Source organism: Neobacillus niacini, from assembly GCF_019749295.1.
Taxonomy (GTDB): domain Bacteria; phylum Bacillota; class Bacilli; order Bacillales; family Cytobacillaceae; genus Neobacillus; species Neobacillus niacini_D.
Window position 1 is genome coordinate 32,474 of the sequence record NZ_JACWFG010000026.1, and the last position, 16,596, is coordinate 49,069.

The window sequence follows — 16,596 nt, forward strand, 5'->3', positions numbered from 1 at the left end:
TCCCTATGAAAATTAATTCTAATTGTCAGCAGCATTTTTTGTAAAAACAATCAAATTTTATCGTTTTTGACAAAATATTGATTGCCAGCCTTCTTGTTCGTTCTCTTCAAAATAAAGAACCTTCCAATCTCCAAACTCTGCTAATAACTCATTCGACTTTAGTTTATATTGGTCGGATACTCCTTGTTCTTGTTCCTCTATGTACGGTGACTGATAGTAGGTTTCCATAAAGAAATAACCCCCATCTTTCAAAACGTTCTTAACAATTGGAAACAGCGAGCGATCTAGATAATAAGACATAACTATAAAATCAAAGGGGTTATTCGGCCAATTTAAAGTATCTAAATCTGTTAGATCCGTTACTCGAGGCTGTACACTTAAATTATCTTTTGCTGCCTGTTCTTGGACATAGTTGATCGCAACATCTGAAATATCAATAGCCTCGACTTGATTGTTCATTCCTGCAAGGAACAGACTGTTTCCACCAAGACCACAAGCGATATCCAAAGCCGTACCGCCTTCTTTAAAATAAGAGGCCAGCTTCTTTAATCTTGGGTTGGGTTGAGGCTCCTTTAAATGAGTGATTCGATCCAGATGTTTTAAATTCCATTTGTCTTTTATGTTCATGCTTGAGCTCCTTATTTTTCTTTTTTCATTGTCTACTATATTAAGAATATTATGGATTGTTTTTTCCAACTATATAACTTTTTACTATATTTTTCTACTATTTTATAAAAAAAGAAAAGCAACCTTAATAGATTGCTTTCAAAAGAAATTTTCTCTATACAGTATTTATCTTGTTCTTCCAACGATTGTACAACCTTTTTTCCTAAATTAGCTATTCATTGTACCATTTATCTATTAACTTAGTTGCTTTTTCAGTTAACTCTTCCTTTGCATGTGCAGAAATCAAGTTACTTAAACCACTATTATTCAGATGTCTAATAAAGGTTTCCATTTGGTGAATGGCTTGAGGAATTCTTCCATCCCCAAAGTGATGTTCTGCATTATTCAGGTGATTTTCCAGCTGTGTTGCCAATGGCTGCTGTACTTCTCCTTTGCTGCCATACTCCTCTAGTAGACTTCTTACATATGGAATATCTACATTCACTTCAGGAATTAAGATACCCGTGTTCATTTTAAAATAGTCAACATCCATATTTGCTGTTGCTGGTGTGTCTGCACCCAATTTAATCAAATTTCCATTTGATTGGACAACCGATTCTCCGGTCCAGATGTACTCACCGTCCACATATAAATCAAAGGTAGAGTTTTCGTTAACCACTACTCGATACACATGATATACTGTTGTATCAAGTGTAAATGTTTGAGTTGGGTTTTGTATTTTATTTTGAACACTTCCTGTTACTCCATCATTCGTCAAGAAAACAGACATGAGTTGACCGTTTACTCTAACGCCAACTTCATTTCCTGTAGTTAGTGCATTTACTTTTGCCCGGAATTCAAAGGTATAGGCTCCATGAGGAACAAAGAAATTGTTCTTCGTAACATAGCGGAAAGCTGAAGTTCCTTCATTTAATGTTTCTACAATGGTTACATAACCATCACCTTGTGTAACTTTTCCCGTTGTTTCACTCGTACGTGAGCCCTTAGTAATTCCCCACTCTTTTGTGTAATCCCTAAAGCTTTCATCTACAATATCCCATACAAATCCGTCTCTTACTTCAAGGATTAACGTATTAGAAGCCACGGTTACATCATTAAAAGCAGCTTCTACCCATATTTCAGCTGTTCCCTCAGCATGAGCTTGCACAATCCCATCTTTTACGGTCACAACATTTGGGTTCGAGCTAAAATAGTTAATGGTAACGTCATTTAGGTCTACTGGTTTTCCATTTTTACGAATAGCATTCATTACTAAAGGAGTTGAGGTACCTTTTTGCAGGGTTGTATTTTGTATATTTATATCCACCGTCTTTAACTTTTCCAACTCTTCAGGGGGAACAGACTTCGCTAAAGCAATTTTGGTACTTCCACGTTGCCCAACTTCATAATACATATATACTGTATCGCCTTCTTGAAGATACGAACGTGAAGCAACCCTGCCATAATCAGGATCTTCACCCGTTGCTTTATTGAATGCTCCGTGATGTATGGCTAAATCAAAGTTTTCTCCGACTTCCACGATATATTGATGCCCATCACCGGCGTGCACGGCAACATAATGCCTTCCTTCCCAAGGGAAATAGTAAGCACCTGATAAATTCCCTTTGTGGTCAAAGCTTTCCGTTTTAACGGGAGAAATAACCGGAGTTCTTTGTGTTTCCCACTCCTTTCCATCATTGGACCACGCTAGATAGATTCTTCTATTTCCGTTGTTGTTCCCCATTAACAGCATGATATATTTATTCCCTTTTTCAGGGATGGTATATTTAAAAACTCTTGCATAGGATGTTTCACTGACATCATTAAAATCAGCTGTTGTTACTACAGTTTTTTCATAGTAAAAATGAATACCATCCACGGAAGTAGCTAACCTAGTTGTAGTATTTTCACCATGAAAATACATGTATAGTTTATTTTCTTCTTCCATCCAAATTGGGTGCGCGGATGCAACATGCGAAACCGAATAATGTGGTGGATTATTACGGTTGATAACTGGGTTTGCCTCATATTCAACCCATGGACCTTCAGGTGAATCTGAATAAGCTAATGAAATTCCGCCTGGGCTGTCATGCGGTCCATAATACATATAATACTTTCCTAATGGTTTCTCGAAGTAATCTGAAGCTCTTATAACTGTAGGAAAATCATATTCGTCAGTTGGATTATAGTTCATATTGGCAGGATCGATTACTACCTTCTGATATTCAAATACCGGAAAGGTTGCTGGAGCGACATGGATGGAGTTATTGAATAGAGAGATAGATTGTTCTAGTTTTACGACCATATCATTAATTTGAGATTGTTCAGCACTTTCGTTAAGAAGGAGGGCTTCTGCTTCTATAATGGCAGCTTGCAGTGTATCAACCGCTGATTGGGGATATTGACCAAGGTTCTCCCCCACACTCGCTTCCTCCACTAACGCTTTTGCTTTTGCAATAGCTGTCTCCAAATCAGAGGTTTCAAGAGTCGGTTCTTGACCCTCTGGAACCAAGATACCATTTGCCATTTTGAAATAGTCGATATCCATATCTGCACTTGCAATAGACTCGGCTCCGATTTTGATTAATTTTCCGCCCGATTCATTACCTGCCTGACTGCTTATCAGATATTGACCATTGACGTAAACATCAAAGCTATAATCGTTATTGACAACGACTCTGTAAATGTTGTATTCACTGGTATCTAACGTATGTGTTTGGGTTGGATTTACGACTCTATCTCTAATCGTTCCCGCTTCACCATCATAGCTTAAAAACACTCCGACTAATTTATTGTTTAGTCTTACTCCTACCTCATTACCAGTACTAGGATTATTCACTTTTGCCTTGAATTCAAAGGTAAAAGCACCTTCAGGAATCGTAAAATCATTTTTAATTAGGAAATGCCAGGCAAAATTCGTGGCTTCTAGACTTTCTTTTATAGTAACAATTCCATCTCCCTGGACAATACTGCCTGTTGCAGCATTTGTACTTGAGCCCTTGGATACACCCCAGCCGCTTTTGTAATCCGAAAATCCCTCATCCACAATATCCCATGTTTCAGGTATCGCTTCAGCAAATGTAATCGTCTGAGTTGAAGCACTTAATAGCAATACAAAAATTAACAGACACCTTATCACTGGTTTTGCTTTGAGATTTTCCAATCACATAACCTCCATTTTTAATAGACTAGATAAGTTTTTTCACATAGTAGAAGGCAGAATTACTTCTGCCTTCTACTATTAATTATTTGAGTTCCAACTCTGGTTCCAGCTCTGCCTCAAAAATCCTTGGCCATGGCAGGTTCACATGAACACTTTCTAACGATGAAATGGTTTTGTAAAAATCCTTCTTTCCTCTCGAACCAATGTACACTTCTTTACCATCAAAATATTGGTACCACTTCTCGGTTTCAGCTGTTAGTTTTTCTTTTACAAATTGGTTTACTAAATCGTATTTATTACCTAAGTCCCACTCACTTGCACCAATTTGTCCGATATAGCCTCTCGCCGCAGGATGGACAACATTTTTATACCCTTGATCTTTCGCAAAGCGATGGAGTAAAAACTCATAATGATGTTCAGAGGCCTGTTCATATAATGGCACACCAAATCCTGCCTCTTGCTCTAAAAACGCTGCACGAGCTGCTGCATGACCCACGGTAATGCCGAGTGCATTTCCAGCTGTATTCCAGCCGCTATAGGCTAGAATTCTTGTTAAATCTACCTTTTTCGCAAGCTCAGTCACTAAAGCCTCATCCGCCTTATTAACAATCAAAACATCGCCAATCGCTACTTGTTTTCCAACCGTAATCAATTCATTTGTTCTTTGGACGAGCTCTGTAATATCTTCTGATCTTGATGTTCCACTCTTAGATGGCGTGTTTAGTAGAAGATGAATGTCTGCATCTTCCTCGTTATCAACAATTCTACCTCCAGCAGAAACAATATGCTTTTGCACATTATAATCAAAGGTTGTATCTTCAAAAGGAGCTATCCAGTCCTTACCATGAACTCCTCCGTATTCAACAAAGAATGCAGGAGATGTCTTATAGAGTTGATTGACAAATCGTGAAACCAATACCACTCCCACTTCATCAGCACCTGGGAAGACAGCAACTTGGTCTTCGACATCTAGTTGGTTCACCTTTTCAAGTAGCAGCTCTCTTTCCGCACGATGGAGTCCGTGAGGAGCAGCGTCATCTTGTGCCAGGATTAAGTGGTCGATATAACCTTCATTCACCCAGTCAACCATTAAGTTATTCACAGTATGGTTTCTAGCTCTAGCTTTCTTGTAATCTTCTAAAACAGCTGCTGGGATAATCGACTCTAATTCCGCTAGTCTTTCTTTCCCAGGCATTTCGAGGTTTACGACCTTATCGTATAATATTGCCCACTCACTTATTTGCGAATAATATTTTAAGTATTCATCACTAATGGCTGTCACCGCTAAACGTTGTATCGTATCAAAGACATATACAGGCTTTTCCGGGTACAATTTTTTCAATTCTTTAATTACCTGGATATCCTTGGTTGCTTCTTCCAGGGATTTCACCCCTGTACGTGAAGCGACTAAACCGCCATAGGCAAGCATACTGGTTGAAATGACAAATCCATCGGCTTGATCTCCATTCTCTAAAAGCCATTTACTTATTTCTTCGCCATTTCCAGGCTGCGTAAATTTACCTGTCCTTTCTTTTGGTGGGGAAATCACGTCGATACCAGCAGATGCACCTACCTTCTCAGGAAAATAAACATTTGCTGGTCTGTCATCCAACGGAACCAGTAGAAGTGTCGCTTGTTCTTGTTTGATTTCTTTGGCTGACATCATAGAGGCAGAACTAATAATGAGTAGTACAGCAAGACTTAAGGAAAAAATTCTTCTCCAGTGTTTCATGGGTTTCCTCCTTCAAGAAAGAATTTAAATAACCACACCATTGTCTACCAAAATAGCTTGAAGCTTTTTAATATCAATATTTTTCGGTGCTACATCATCGGTAATAGCAAGTGCTGCAGCGGTTCCTGCCGCCTGCCCAGTTGCCATTGCACTAGGCGTCAATCTCGTTGTTGCTAAAGCCTCATGAGTGGTTGAAATACATCTTCCTGCCACTAATAGATTTTCAATACCTTTGGGCACGAGACATCGATAGGGAATCCCATAACATCCATCACCCTCAATGTCATTTGCTTGAACACCTTTACCGGTCGGGTCATGGATATCAACTGGATAGCCACTGAGAGCGATCGTGTCATCAAACTTCTTTCCTGCAACAACATCTTCGATGGTGAGTGCATACTGTCCATCAATCCGTCTAGTTTCTCGAATACCAATTTGCGATCCAACAGCTGAGATCGAAGCTTTTTCAAAGCCAGGAATCTTCTGCTGCAAAAATTCAGCCATCATCAATACTTGCTTTCTGCCTTCTTTTTCCGCTTTCGTTAAGTCAAAAACATCCGTTCCATCAAGACCTTGAACACGAGTGCAATTGACAAGAACTTCATCCTCTTCAGGGCCTGCAAAAAAGAGAACTTGATCCCGATTGATTGGTACTCCCGATGCCTTCCATTCTTTATAAAAACCCTGTACGCCCGTAATGGGTATTACATCTAATTCGGCAATCGGTGTCTTTTTATAAAAATTACTCGGATCTGCCTGCATTGCTTCCTTTACTTTTGAAAGATCCACGCCTCTCATTCGAAACTTCATCGTCATCGGCTGTGTTTTACTATCCCCTTCTCTCCCTTTTAAACAAGGAGCACCGGATAAGTAAGCAAGATCGGCGTCTCCTGTTGTATCGACAAATTGCTTCGCTGACACTTGTATCGGTCCCGATTTTGTTGTTAGATTAATGGATTTAATTTTACTTCCCACTACCTCAACCTTATCTACAAAACTATGAACAAGGACTTCTACACCTGCTTCATCTAGCATTTCTAATGCTAACAGCTTATATTTTTCAGGATGATAAGGGGTTAGTGTATTGGTAAACCCTACGGTATCGCGCAAATGACCGGGTGAACCATTTCTTTCTATTAAACGCTCAACGATTTCCTGAGCAATCCCTTTAATAACTTGTCTTCCTGACTCCGTATGGAAAGTCATCCATGGATAAACAAGTGCTACGGTAGACATTCCTCCAAGGAAACCATATCTTTCAATTAGCAGCGTACTAGCTCCTGTCCTGCCTGAAGCAATCGCGGCATTAATACCCGCAGGTCCTCCTCCTGCTACGACCACATCATATTCTAGTTCTCTCTTCAAAATAGACACATCCTTTTTTGTATTTGAATCTCTGCTTACTTTCCACCCGTCATGGCTACACCTTCAATAAATTGCTTTTGGGCGAAAAAGAAGACGATTAACAATGGAACCGTTGCCATAACGGATGCACTCATGAGAAGCTCCCACTTCGTCCCAACCTCATCCGTAAATAAGGCCAATGCGACAGGTAACGTCATTAGTTCTTTTGAGTTAATATAAATAAGCGGTTCATAAAATTCATTCCAGCTGGTTAAAAAAGTGAAAATCGTGAGGGTGGCAACCGCTGGTTTGGCTAACGGAAGCATGATATTCCAATAAATCCGGAAATACGAGCATCCATCTAATTTCGCAGCCTCTTCTAACTCCTTTGGTACCAATAAGAAAAATTGCCTCATGACGAAAACGCCAAATACTCCTGCAGGCCCTAAAATCGGAATCGCAATTAATGGGACATGCGTATTTATTAACCCCAAATCTCTCATAAATAAGAATAAAGGGATGGTAATGACCTCAACAGGAATCATCATGGTACTTAACAAACAAAGAAAAAGAAATGAACTTCCCTTAAACGTAAGCTTGGCGAAGGCGTAACCCGCTAAAGATCCTAAAAAGATGGTCCCAGCTGTTACTAATATCGCAATATAAAAGCTATTAAAATAGAAAAGATGAAATGGTGTCGATTCTAATACCTGTAAATAGTTTTCCCACTTAAACGGGTTTGGGATAAATTGGAACACAAAAACCTTCGTTGAATCCTTAAATGATGTATTGATCATCCATAATAATGGAACAATCATGATGAGTGAAATAAGGGTAAGCACTCCGTAAAATGATAGTTTTGTAAAGATTCCGCTTTTCTTTTTATTCTTCATGGAAAACCCACCTTTTTCTCGCACTCCATTGAATGATGGTAAAAAACAAGATAATTACAAATAGAACAAGTGCTATTGCTGATGCATAGCCAAAATCAAATAGTTTAAATGCATTTTCCCAAATATAGTAAACTAACACCTTGGTAGTATTCCCTGGACCACCGTTGGTCATTACATAGATTTGCCCAAATACCTTCATGGATCCGATTACCGTTAAGATCAATGTTAAAAAAACAGTAGGGGTGATCATTGGCAGAGTGACATTCGTAAATTGCTTTAGCCTGTTGGCTCCATCTAAATAGGAAGCTTCATAGAGGTTTTTATCTACTTGCTGAAGGGCAGCTAAGAATAACACCATATTTAAACCAACATTCTTCAAGGCACTTACAACAATAACAGCACCCATCGCTAGATCTGGATCATAAAGCCAGGCAGGTCCGTCAATTCCAATGACAGCAAGTATTTGGTTAATAAATCCTTCCTCCGTACCAAACATATACTTCCAAATAATCGACCACACAACAATAGAAGTCATAACCGGAATAAAAATCGCTGTTCGAAAGAAACCAATTCCAGGTAAATTCTTCTGTAACAGCAATGCCAATAATAGGGCCATCAGGATATTAATTGGCACAAGACCTGCTGCGAAAATAAGTGTGTTTTTTAAAACAACCCAAAAGTCCGGATCATTGACTAAGCGTTGATAGTTCTCACTCCCAATAAAATTGGGATCACCAAGAAGCTGCCAATCTGTTAAACTCATATAAATAGAATAAACTAGTGGGAATAACATCACTAAAAGAAATCCAATTACCATTGGACTCACAAATAAATAGCCATAGAACGCTTCACTGCCGATAAATTTCTTTCTTCTTTTTTTACCCTTTGTGGGTAGAACTTTCGCTGTTTGAACATTTGATTCCAATTCTCCTACCCCCTTTACAACGAATCGATTGCATTTCGAAAAGAGCTGATTGCTTGTTGAATACTTTCTTCGGTATTTCCTATCACGATGGCTCCAAGCATAATCGCTTTTACTCCTGCTTTAGCGAGAATAGGAATGTCAGAAGGCACTAGCTTTCTTTGAGAAGGAACGAGTACTGGAACATCAACATGTTGGGTAAGCCAATTATAGGCAATTACATCTTTGAAGGTGAGTGGTGTTCCATATTCCTCTCCTGGAATGATGGATGCTTCTAAAGCGGTTATCCCAAGATGTTTTACGTTGCAAATGGAGGTAAGTGAATAGTCACTAGAGATGGCAAAGGTTTTTTCAATCTTGTCTAGCCCAAGCATCCAGCTAGGCATATCATGGGCATAAATGGAGTAAAAATTAAACCCTAGAGCAAGAAGCCGTTCCATTTCACTTTTTCTTATATCTTCAAATGATCCACCCGGAACGATTCCAAGCGGTCCAGAAAATTCATCCCTAATACCGCGAAATACTTCCTCATAAGATTCCACTGCTTCAAACACATTTCCTGAAGCTCGATGATGGACATTCACATGCAGTTTAATACTGTCTACTCCAGCTTGGATGGCAGCCTTTGCTAAATCGAAGCGGTTTTCTGGTAAACTCACAATTAACGTCATTTTATTTTCATTCAGGTTTTGCTCTAACAATCCCATCAAGTCTTCCACCCCTGTAAAAGCTATGCGGTTAATCCTTAGAAGGCTTAACCGCATCTCAATGTTATTTCAATATCGGATTAATTTTTTCTTCCATGCCTTTTAATATGTCTTCTGGCTTTTTCAATTGACCAAACAATTCGTCAAACCCAAATTGAATGGCCGTGTCAATTTTTTGCCATTCCACATGACCAGCTTGTAAACGGGCATTATCCATTTCGTCAATAACCGCACGCTTAATACTTTCTGCTGGTGGGTTATTAGGCTGATTGACAAACGCATCAGAGCTTAACACTGATTCACGTGGAGGTACAAAGAATGTTGATGTAGCCGTGATTCCCTCTTGACTCGTAAAGAACTTTAGAAGTTCTTTTGCTTCTTCTGGATGTTTTGAATCTTTGAATAAACCATATCCCGCTTGGCCAAGCATCGGGAATCTACCTTCAGTTCCTTCTGGAAGTGGGGCAATGTCCCATTCAAAATCTTTTACATTCCGCGCTGCAGAGACATAGCTGTAAACATCAAAGAACATTCCAATTTTCCCAGAATCAAAGCTTACTTGTTCACCCGCTTTTGGATGAGACGAATCTTTAAACATCATGCGGTCTAGCATATTTAACGTTTCAACGCCTTGTACGCTATTCCAAGTGAATTTGCTTTGGTCTTTATTAAACAAGTCCCCGCCATTAGCCCATGTGTGTGATAGTAAGGCAATCCACGTATTCCAATCACGGAAGAAGTTCGCACCATAGACACCATTAGAAGATATCGCCTTTGCTGACTCTTCAAACTGCTCCCAATTCCAAGTTCCAGCTGCTACATGTTCATTTGGTGTTTTTTCACCAGCATTTACAAACAAGTCTTTGTTATAGAACATTACCATTGGCGGAGTCGAGAATGGGATACCATACAATTTATTATCCTGCTCGAATAAGTCGAGTGTGGATGGGAAAAAATCTTCCATGTTATAATCCTTATCCTCTTTAAAAGAAGACACATTAGCTAACAGTCCATTTTCCATAAATTGAGGTGCCATACGCTCTGCAACCCAGCCTACATCCGGCAGTTCTCTACCAGCAGCTAAAACGGTAATTTTCTGCTGATAATCTGGAAATGGTACACTTTCCATCGTTACCTTAATGTTCGGGTGTGTTTCGTTAAATTTTGCGATTAATTTGTTGTACACTTCTTGATGCGCTTCATTTCCCCACATCATAAAGGTCAACTCAACTTCTTCATCCTTTGAGCCATTTTCCTTCGATCCCGTTTCAGTGTTATTACTGCATGCCACTGTAAACGCTGCCATTAGTAGTGTTAAAAAAATGAGTCCTATCTTTCTCTTCATTTGTAATACCTCCCTTTGTCTTACATTTTAAAGATATAGCCCTACAAAAAATATCCCTTCAAAAAGAGATATAGTTCGTTAATCATAGATTTTTTTTAAAATTTATGAATATTTCCGGAATTGGACAGGTGTGGTCCCAACTTCTTGCTTAAAGACAGTCATAAAATGCTTAGGACTTTTATAGCCAGAAAGCTGTGCCACTTCATATACCTTTAAATTGGTACCTTTTAATAATTGCTTTGCCCGTTTTAACCTTTCTTCGGTTATATAATCCGTAAAGGTTTGATTAAGCTCAGATTTGAATAATTGTCCAACATATTGCGGATTCAAATAGACATAATCTGCTAAATGTTTTAAGGTAATTTCCTGACTTAGGTTGTCATTTATGTACTGCAGGATTTTATTAAATTGTTTAGAGGTTTCGACTTTCACCTCCTCATCATCCTTAAATATTTTTGATAACGTCTCCGATAGCTCAACTCTATTAATCGGTTTTAATAGATAGTCAGTAATACCGTAGCGCATTGCTTTTCTTGCATATTCAAAATCACTATGCCCGCTTAATATGATAATAGGTACATCTTCCGAAACCTGTCTAATCCTTGAACTAAAGGTGAGTCCATCCATGCCGCCCATTCGAATATCAGTAATAATTAAATGCGGCATTCTTTGGTGAAAAAAGGTCAGTCCCTCCTCACCACTTTTCGCTTCCTTCACCTGATACCCGCCAATTACCTGTTCAAGTAATATCTTTAGTCCTTGTCGAATTATGGCTTCATCCTCAACCACTAATATTTCTTTCATGTAGTTCTTCCCCCATTCTCTGGATTGGTATTGTCAACGTCACCGAGAATCCACTTTTTTCTCTGCCATCAATGGAAATTCCAAATTGTTTTCCGTATAAGAGCTGTAGGCGTTCATGCACATTTGATAGTGCAATCCCATTGTGTTTTTCAGACAAAATGTGTTGTTGATTCTCTATTAATCTCTTCAGCTTGGTTAATTCTAGTTCTGTAATTCCTTTTCCGTTATCACTTATGGATATCTTTAGAAGACCACTGTCTTCATATGCCTTAATTAAAATGTGCCCGCCTTGTTGAACGATACCATGAACAATGGCGTTCTCCACAAATGGCTGCAATACTAGTTTTGGCAGTAATACAGAGTGTAGGGTTGGGTCAATGTCTTCAATATACTGGAGATTTTCACCTATCCGAACCTTTTGAATTGCCACATAAGACCGAATAAAGGATAACTCTTCATCCAAAGTAATAATTTTGGATGAATTATCAATGGTGTAGCGCAGTAGTTTCCCTAAAGAAGAAACCATATCCGAAACGTCTAAATTTCCCTTTGTAATCGCAAGCATATTGATTGATTCTAATGTGTTATAGAGAAAGTGCGGGTTCATTTGACTTTGAAGTGCCCTAATTTCAGCCTCTTTTTCCCGCAAACTGGTTTTGTACACCTCTGTAACAAGGCGGTCAATTTCATTAGTCATGAGGTTAAAGCCTTTTCCAAGATCACCAATTTCATCATTTGAATGGATTGTTACTCTTTGTTCAAAATTTCCTTTTTCCACATTACCCATCGCTCTTCTTAAGGTGTGTATCGATTCTACCAGCGGCTTCGAGAGTAAAAATCCTAATAAAAATGAGATTAATATACCCACCATTACAACTAAAATGATCACCTTCCGGAGATGATTCACTTCGCTAAACACACTCGATCGCGGTGTGAGCATGATTGTTTTTACCCCGGAATAGCTTGACTGATGATAGACCATCATATATTCTGTTCCATCAATGGGTATGTTTGTATAGTTTTTTACCTTGATGTTTTCAATTTCTGATAAGAAAGAAGCTTCAATCAATTTATCCTCCTTATTTGGATAAATATACTCGTTGTTCTTATCGAGGATAAAAATATGACTTTTCGTATTTGAATTGCTTACAATTTCATTGATTAATTCCTGCTTTAAATCAATTTTTATAATCCCTAGGTGCTCATGGTTTGAAGGATCTCGTATAAGCCTGGCCACAGAGAATACTGTAGTATCTTTATTTAAATAATAATTGGGTTTATGTAATGGCAGCAGGACCCACTCCCCGTCTGCCTGCCTAATCTTTTGGATCCAGTCATTATCCGTTTCGAATACTTTCAGCATAACCGTATTCGAATCTAAATTACTAAAGATAGTCCCATCATTTGCCATGATATGGATTCCTCTAATTTCATTTCGCATATGAATGAGACTAGAAATATACCTCCACATTGGGACTCGTTCCGCTGCAGGGGGAAACGAAGTGCCTTCACTCGGTGTTTGATGGGATTTCAGTATATCCAATACCTCTTGGTCATAAAATGGTGACAAGGATATAATCTGCATTTCCTTTAAATAGCGATTTAAATGCTGGTTAATTTGATCTGCCAATTGAATCTGATATTCTTCCGTTTTATTCTGACTGGATTTCGCAAATTGATAGTAGGTTATACTTCCTAAAATCGTTGCCGTTAGTAGTATAAGAAGGGAAAAAACCAGGATTAATTTGACTCGGTAAGGGAGGGAAAGGAGATAAATTTTAATAGTTTGATTCATTTTCCTCATATTCTTGTATTCCCCTTATTAATAGTGTTAGTTAAAGCTTTCTACACTATTACCGAAAATCCCTCTCAGAATATTTCGAAAAAAGGACCAGTAAGCCCTCAAGATTAGTTTATAAATGCTTCCTTTTGTAACAAAAATAATATGTAAAGAGAGTCTTAAGACTCTCTTTTAACAACCATTCACTACCATAAAAATTCTAAGATATTGGATTGTACTAGATTCGTGTCAATATTACAGGTCTCTCCATCAATTCCATATTGCCAAATTGAAACAGGCACGTTTTCGGGTGCACCCGGCTGGAATTCTGGAGCCTTAGCCTGGGGAGTTACGCCAGGATCCGGGTTACTACTCCAAATGATCGTTTGGGATTGAACATTCTGATTGGACGCTACAGCTGCTAGGTATGCGGCCGTAAGTGCACTATCGTTGGTAAAGACCCCGTAGATACCAGGTTTATATGGTGAACCAAGTAACGTGTCTACCCAGCCACGGATAAATGCTTCATCCACTGGGTAAGTCGGTTCAATATCTGCGAAAATCGCTTTCCCCTCAGGGATTCCTATCTGTTGTGCAAAGGCAATTGCCGCTTGTGCCTCTTGCACCCCGCCTTCATAAGTAGTGGCGTTTGAAAAATGGTTGTAAATGGGGATAATCTTAATTCCTTGTTGATGTAGAAGCTCCACTTCTTCAGGTGTCAACCCAGCCGATACCCCTTCCTTTGTCTCCAGATATCTTCCAAAAACAGTGGGCTTACCATAGTTATCCACTACACATTGTATAAAAGCTTGGTCTATCGGACTAGCGGTATCAACTCCCCATAATAATTGTGGCGGCTCCTGCGGCGGCGGTGCTGATTGAGGGTCTGGTTCTGGTTCTGGTTGTGGCTTAGGTGGTTTATCTGGTGCCTCCTCTTCTTTACCGGTCTCTGTTACAGTTTGTGGTTCTTTCACAGGTTTTGTAGTTGTTGAGGTGTTTTGTTGATAAGAATAAACAAAGAGTAATGATAGGACAAGGAAAGAGCTTAGTAATATAACCCAAAATATTTTACCTGTTTTCATTATTCCCCTCCATACGACTGTCTTCATAGTCAATGTATTCGGACAGTCGTATGGAAGCGTGAGAAGATGGACCTCCGCCTTTAGAATGAAAAACGCCTAACCATGGCGGCTAGACGTGTACTTTTGAAATTTATTAGACATTGAAGCCTCTAATAAAATGACTATTAAGTTAACATAATATTATTATATTTTCGTAATGATTCGTTGAATAAATGAAGTCAAAAAAGTGGACTTAGTTATATAAGTGACACGCTGTAAAATGGCTCTCTTTCACTTCTTTCCAAGTTGGGACTTGTTTCGAACAGATATCCATCGCATGCATGCACCGTGTTCGAAATACACATCCGCTTGGCGGATGCAGCGGACTTGGGACCTCTCCTTCTAACACAATTCGTTCCCTTTTTATAGCTGGGTCAGGGATAGGAACAGCTGACATAAGTGCTTGCGTATACGGATGTAATGGTTCTCTTGATAGCGATTCACTGTCCGCGAGTTCCATCATGTTTCCTAAATACATAACTAGAATTCGGTCCGATATATATTTAACCATTGATAAATCATGGGCGATGAATAAATAGGTAAGCCCTAGTTCCTGCTGCAACTGCTTCAGTAAGTTGACTACTTGCGCTTGAATCGAAACATCCAAAGCAGAGATTGGTTCGTCACATACGATGAATTTAGGATTAAGCGCTAAAGCCCTGGCAATCCCAATCCGCTGACGCTGGCCGCCGCTGAATTCATGCGGGTATCGATGTAAATGTTCCGGTTTCAACCCTACTTGGAGAATCAATTCTTTTATTCTATCCTTTTTTGCCTTTCCCGTTATCAACCTATGAATTGAAAGTGGTTCGCCAATTAGTTCTTCAACGGTCATTCGAGGGTTTAAAGAAGCATATGGATCCTGAAAAATAATCTGCATATCTTTCCGAAACTTCTTCATCGATTTTTCAGGCAGACTTAGAATATTATCTCCTTCAAATAAGACTTCACCTGAGGTGGCACGATTTAGTCTTATGACGGTTTTTCCTAATGTCGATTTGCCGCACCCGCTTTCACCAACCAAACCAACAGTTTCTCCTGATTGAATGGATAGACTGATATTATTAACAGCCTTCAGCTCCTGTCCACCCATTTGAAAGGATTTACTTAGATTTTTTATTTCAACAAGAGGTGTTTTCTTTTTCATATCTTTTTCTACTACATTCATCGTAAACCCTCCTATGATGTCTTTACAGCTGATTTGGCTAATGGATGGTATAGCCAGCAGGCTGCTTTTTGAGATTGTTCTAAACTTTCCATTTCCGGTGAAAAGTCTTTGCAGATTTTCATAGCATATTTACATCTCGAATAGAATGCACACCCTTTTGGAGGATTTAATAGATCCGGGGGTGTCCCAACAATAGAATACAAATTTTCATCCCTTTGCATATCTAATCTAGGAATGGACCTCATAAGACCCATTGTATACGGGTGCCGGGGATTTCGAAAAATTTCTGCTATATTTCCTGTTTCAACCACCTTGCCCGCATACATAACAATGACTTTATCACAAAGTTCCGCTACCACTCCTAGATCATGAGTAATTAACACGATGGCTGTATTCAAATCATCTTTTAGTTGTTTCAGTAATTTTAGAATTTGTGCTTGAATGGTAACATCCAACGCAGTAGTCGGTTCATCGGCTATTAATAATTCTGGTTCGCAGGCAATGGCGATAGCAATCATCACTCTCTGCCTCATTCCCCCCGAGAATTCATGTGGATAATGATGAATACGCTCCGCTGCATGTGGAATTCCAACCATTTCTAACAGTTTGATTCCGTAATTCAATGCCTCTTTTCTTGACATGTTACGGTGTTTCCTAAGACCCTCTGCAATTTGGTCTGATATTTTACTAGTAGGATTAAGAGATGTCATCGGATCTTGAAAAATCATTCCGATCTCATTTCCTCTAATTTTCTTCATTTCTCGCTCATTTGCTTGGATGATTTCCTGACCCTTAAATAAAATGGAACCTTTTTTATAGCTGGAGTTTGAAGAAGGCAGCAGTTTCATAATGCTCTTAGCCGTAACACTTTTTCCACATCCGGATTCCCCCACAATCGCCACGACTTCTCCCTGCTTAATTGCGAAATTCACACCTCTAACAGCCTGAACTTCACCTGCATGGGTGTAAAATGAGACTTCTAAGTCTTTTACTTCTAGCAAATTGTCCAAG

General features: G+C 39.1%; 13 protein-coding genes. All 13 read right to left on the bottom strand.

Going from position 1 to position 16,596, the window contains the following annotated elements; genetic code table 11:
- Positions 1 to 57: 57 nt before the first annotated feature.
- A complete protein-coding gene (locus H0184_RS25050) occupies positions 58 to 627 on the bottom strand; it encodes a class I SAM-dependent methyltransferase (RefSeq protein WP_221829857.1) in 570 nt (189 codons plus the stop codon).
- A gap of 211 nt (positions 628 to 838) precedes the next feature.
- Positions 839 to 3,769, bottom strand: coding sequence for an FIMAH domain-containing protein (locus H0184_RS25055; protein ID WP_221829860.1), 2,931 nt, complete (start codon positions 3,767 to 3,769; stop codon positions 839 to 841).
- A gap of 82 nt (positions 3,770 to 3,851) precedes the next feature.
- Positions 3,852 to 5,501: a DUF4127 family protein gene (locus H0184_RS25060; RefSeq protein WP_221829863.1), complete on the bottom strand. Its 1,650-nt coding sequence runs from the start codon at positions 5,499 to 5,501 to the stop codon at positions 3,852 to 3,854.
- A 24-nt stretch (positions 5,502 to 5,525) separates the two neighbouring features.
- Positions 5,526 to 6,866, bottom strand: coding sequence for an FAD-dependent oxidoreductase (locus H0184_RS25065; protein WP_221829866.1), 1,341 nt, complete (start codon positions 6,864 to 6,866; stop codon positions 5,526 to 5,528).
- A gap of 35 nt (positions 6,867 to 6,901) precedes the next feature.
- The gene (locus H0184_RS25070; protein ID WP_221829869.1) at positions 6,902 to 7,738 is read right to left on the bottom strand and encodes a carbohydrate ABC transporter permease; all 837 of its coding nucleotides are present in this window, start codon (positions 7,736 to 7,738) and stop codon (positions 6,902 to 6,904) included.
- Positions 7,728 to 8,663: a carbohydrate ABC transporter permease gene (locus H0184_RS25075; RefSeq protein ID WP_396953624.1), complete on the bottom strand. Its 936-nt coding sequence runs from the start codon at positions 8,661 to 8,663 to the stop codon at positions 7,728 to 7,730. The genes H0184_RS25070 and H0184_RS25075 overlap by 11 nt, the downstream gene beginning before the upstream one ends.
- 14 nt (positions 8,664 to 8,677) lie before the next feature.
- Positions 8,678 to 9,367: a hypothetical protein gene (locus H0184_RS25080; RefSeq protein ID WP_221829872.1), complete on the bottom strand. Its 690-nt coding sequence runs from the start codon at positions 9,365 to 9,367 to the stop codon at positions 8,678 to 8,680.
- 64 nt (positions 9,368 to 9,431) lie between these two features.
- Positions 9,432 to 10,712, bottom strand: a complete 1,281-nt coding sequence (locus H0184_RS25085) for an ABC transporter substrate-binding protein (protein WP_221829874.1) — start codon at positions 10,710 to 10,712, stop codon at positions 9,432 to 9,434.
- Between the two features lie 102 nt (positions 10,713 to 10,814).
- Positions 10,815 to 11,516: a response regulator transcription factor gene (locus H0184_RS25090; RefSeq protein WP_221829877.1), complete on the bottom strand. Its 702-nt coding sequence runs from the start codon at positions 11,514 to 11,516 to the stop codon at positions 10,815 to 10,817.
- The gene (locus tag H0184_RS25095; protein ID WP_221829879.1) at positions 11,494 to 13,320 is read right to left on the bottom strand and encodes a sensor histidine kinase; all 1,827 of its coding nucleotides are present in this window, start codon (positions 13,318 to 13,320) and stop codon (positions 11,494 to 11,496) included. Before H0184_RS25095 ends, H0184_RS25090 begins: the two co-directional genes overlap by 23 nt.
- A gap of 182 nt (positions 13,321 to 13,502) precedes the next feature.
- Positions 13,503 to 14,378 carry a glycoside hydrolase domain-containing protein gene (locus H0184_RS25100; protein WP_221829882.1) on the bottom strand — a complete coding sequence of 292 codons (876 nt, stop codon included), beginning with the start codon at positions 14,376 to 14,378 and terminating at the stop codon, positions 13,503 to 13,505.
- 232 nt (positions 14,379 to 14,610) lie between these two features.
- Positions 14,611 to 15,564, bottom strand: coding sequence for an ABC transporter ATP-binding protein (locus H0184_RS25105; protein ID WP_221830176.1), 954 nt, complete (start codon positions 15,562 to 15,564; stop codon positions 14,611 to 14,613).
- 32 nt (positions 15,565 to 15,596) lie between these two features.
- On the bottom strand, positions 15,597 to 16,595 hold the full coding sequence (locus H0184_RS25110; protein ID WP_221829885.1) for an ABC transporter ATP-binding protein: 999 nt from the start codon (positions 16,593 to 16,595) through the stop codon (positions 15,597 to 15,599).
- Between the last annotated feature and the right edge of the window lies 1 nt (position 16,596).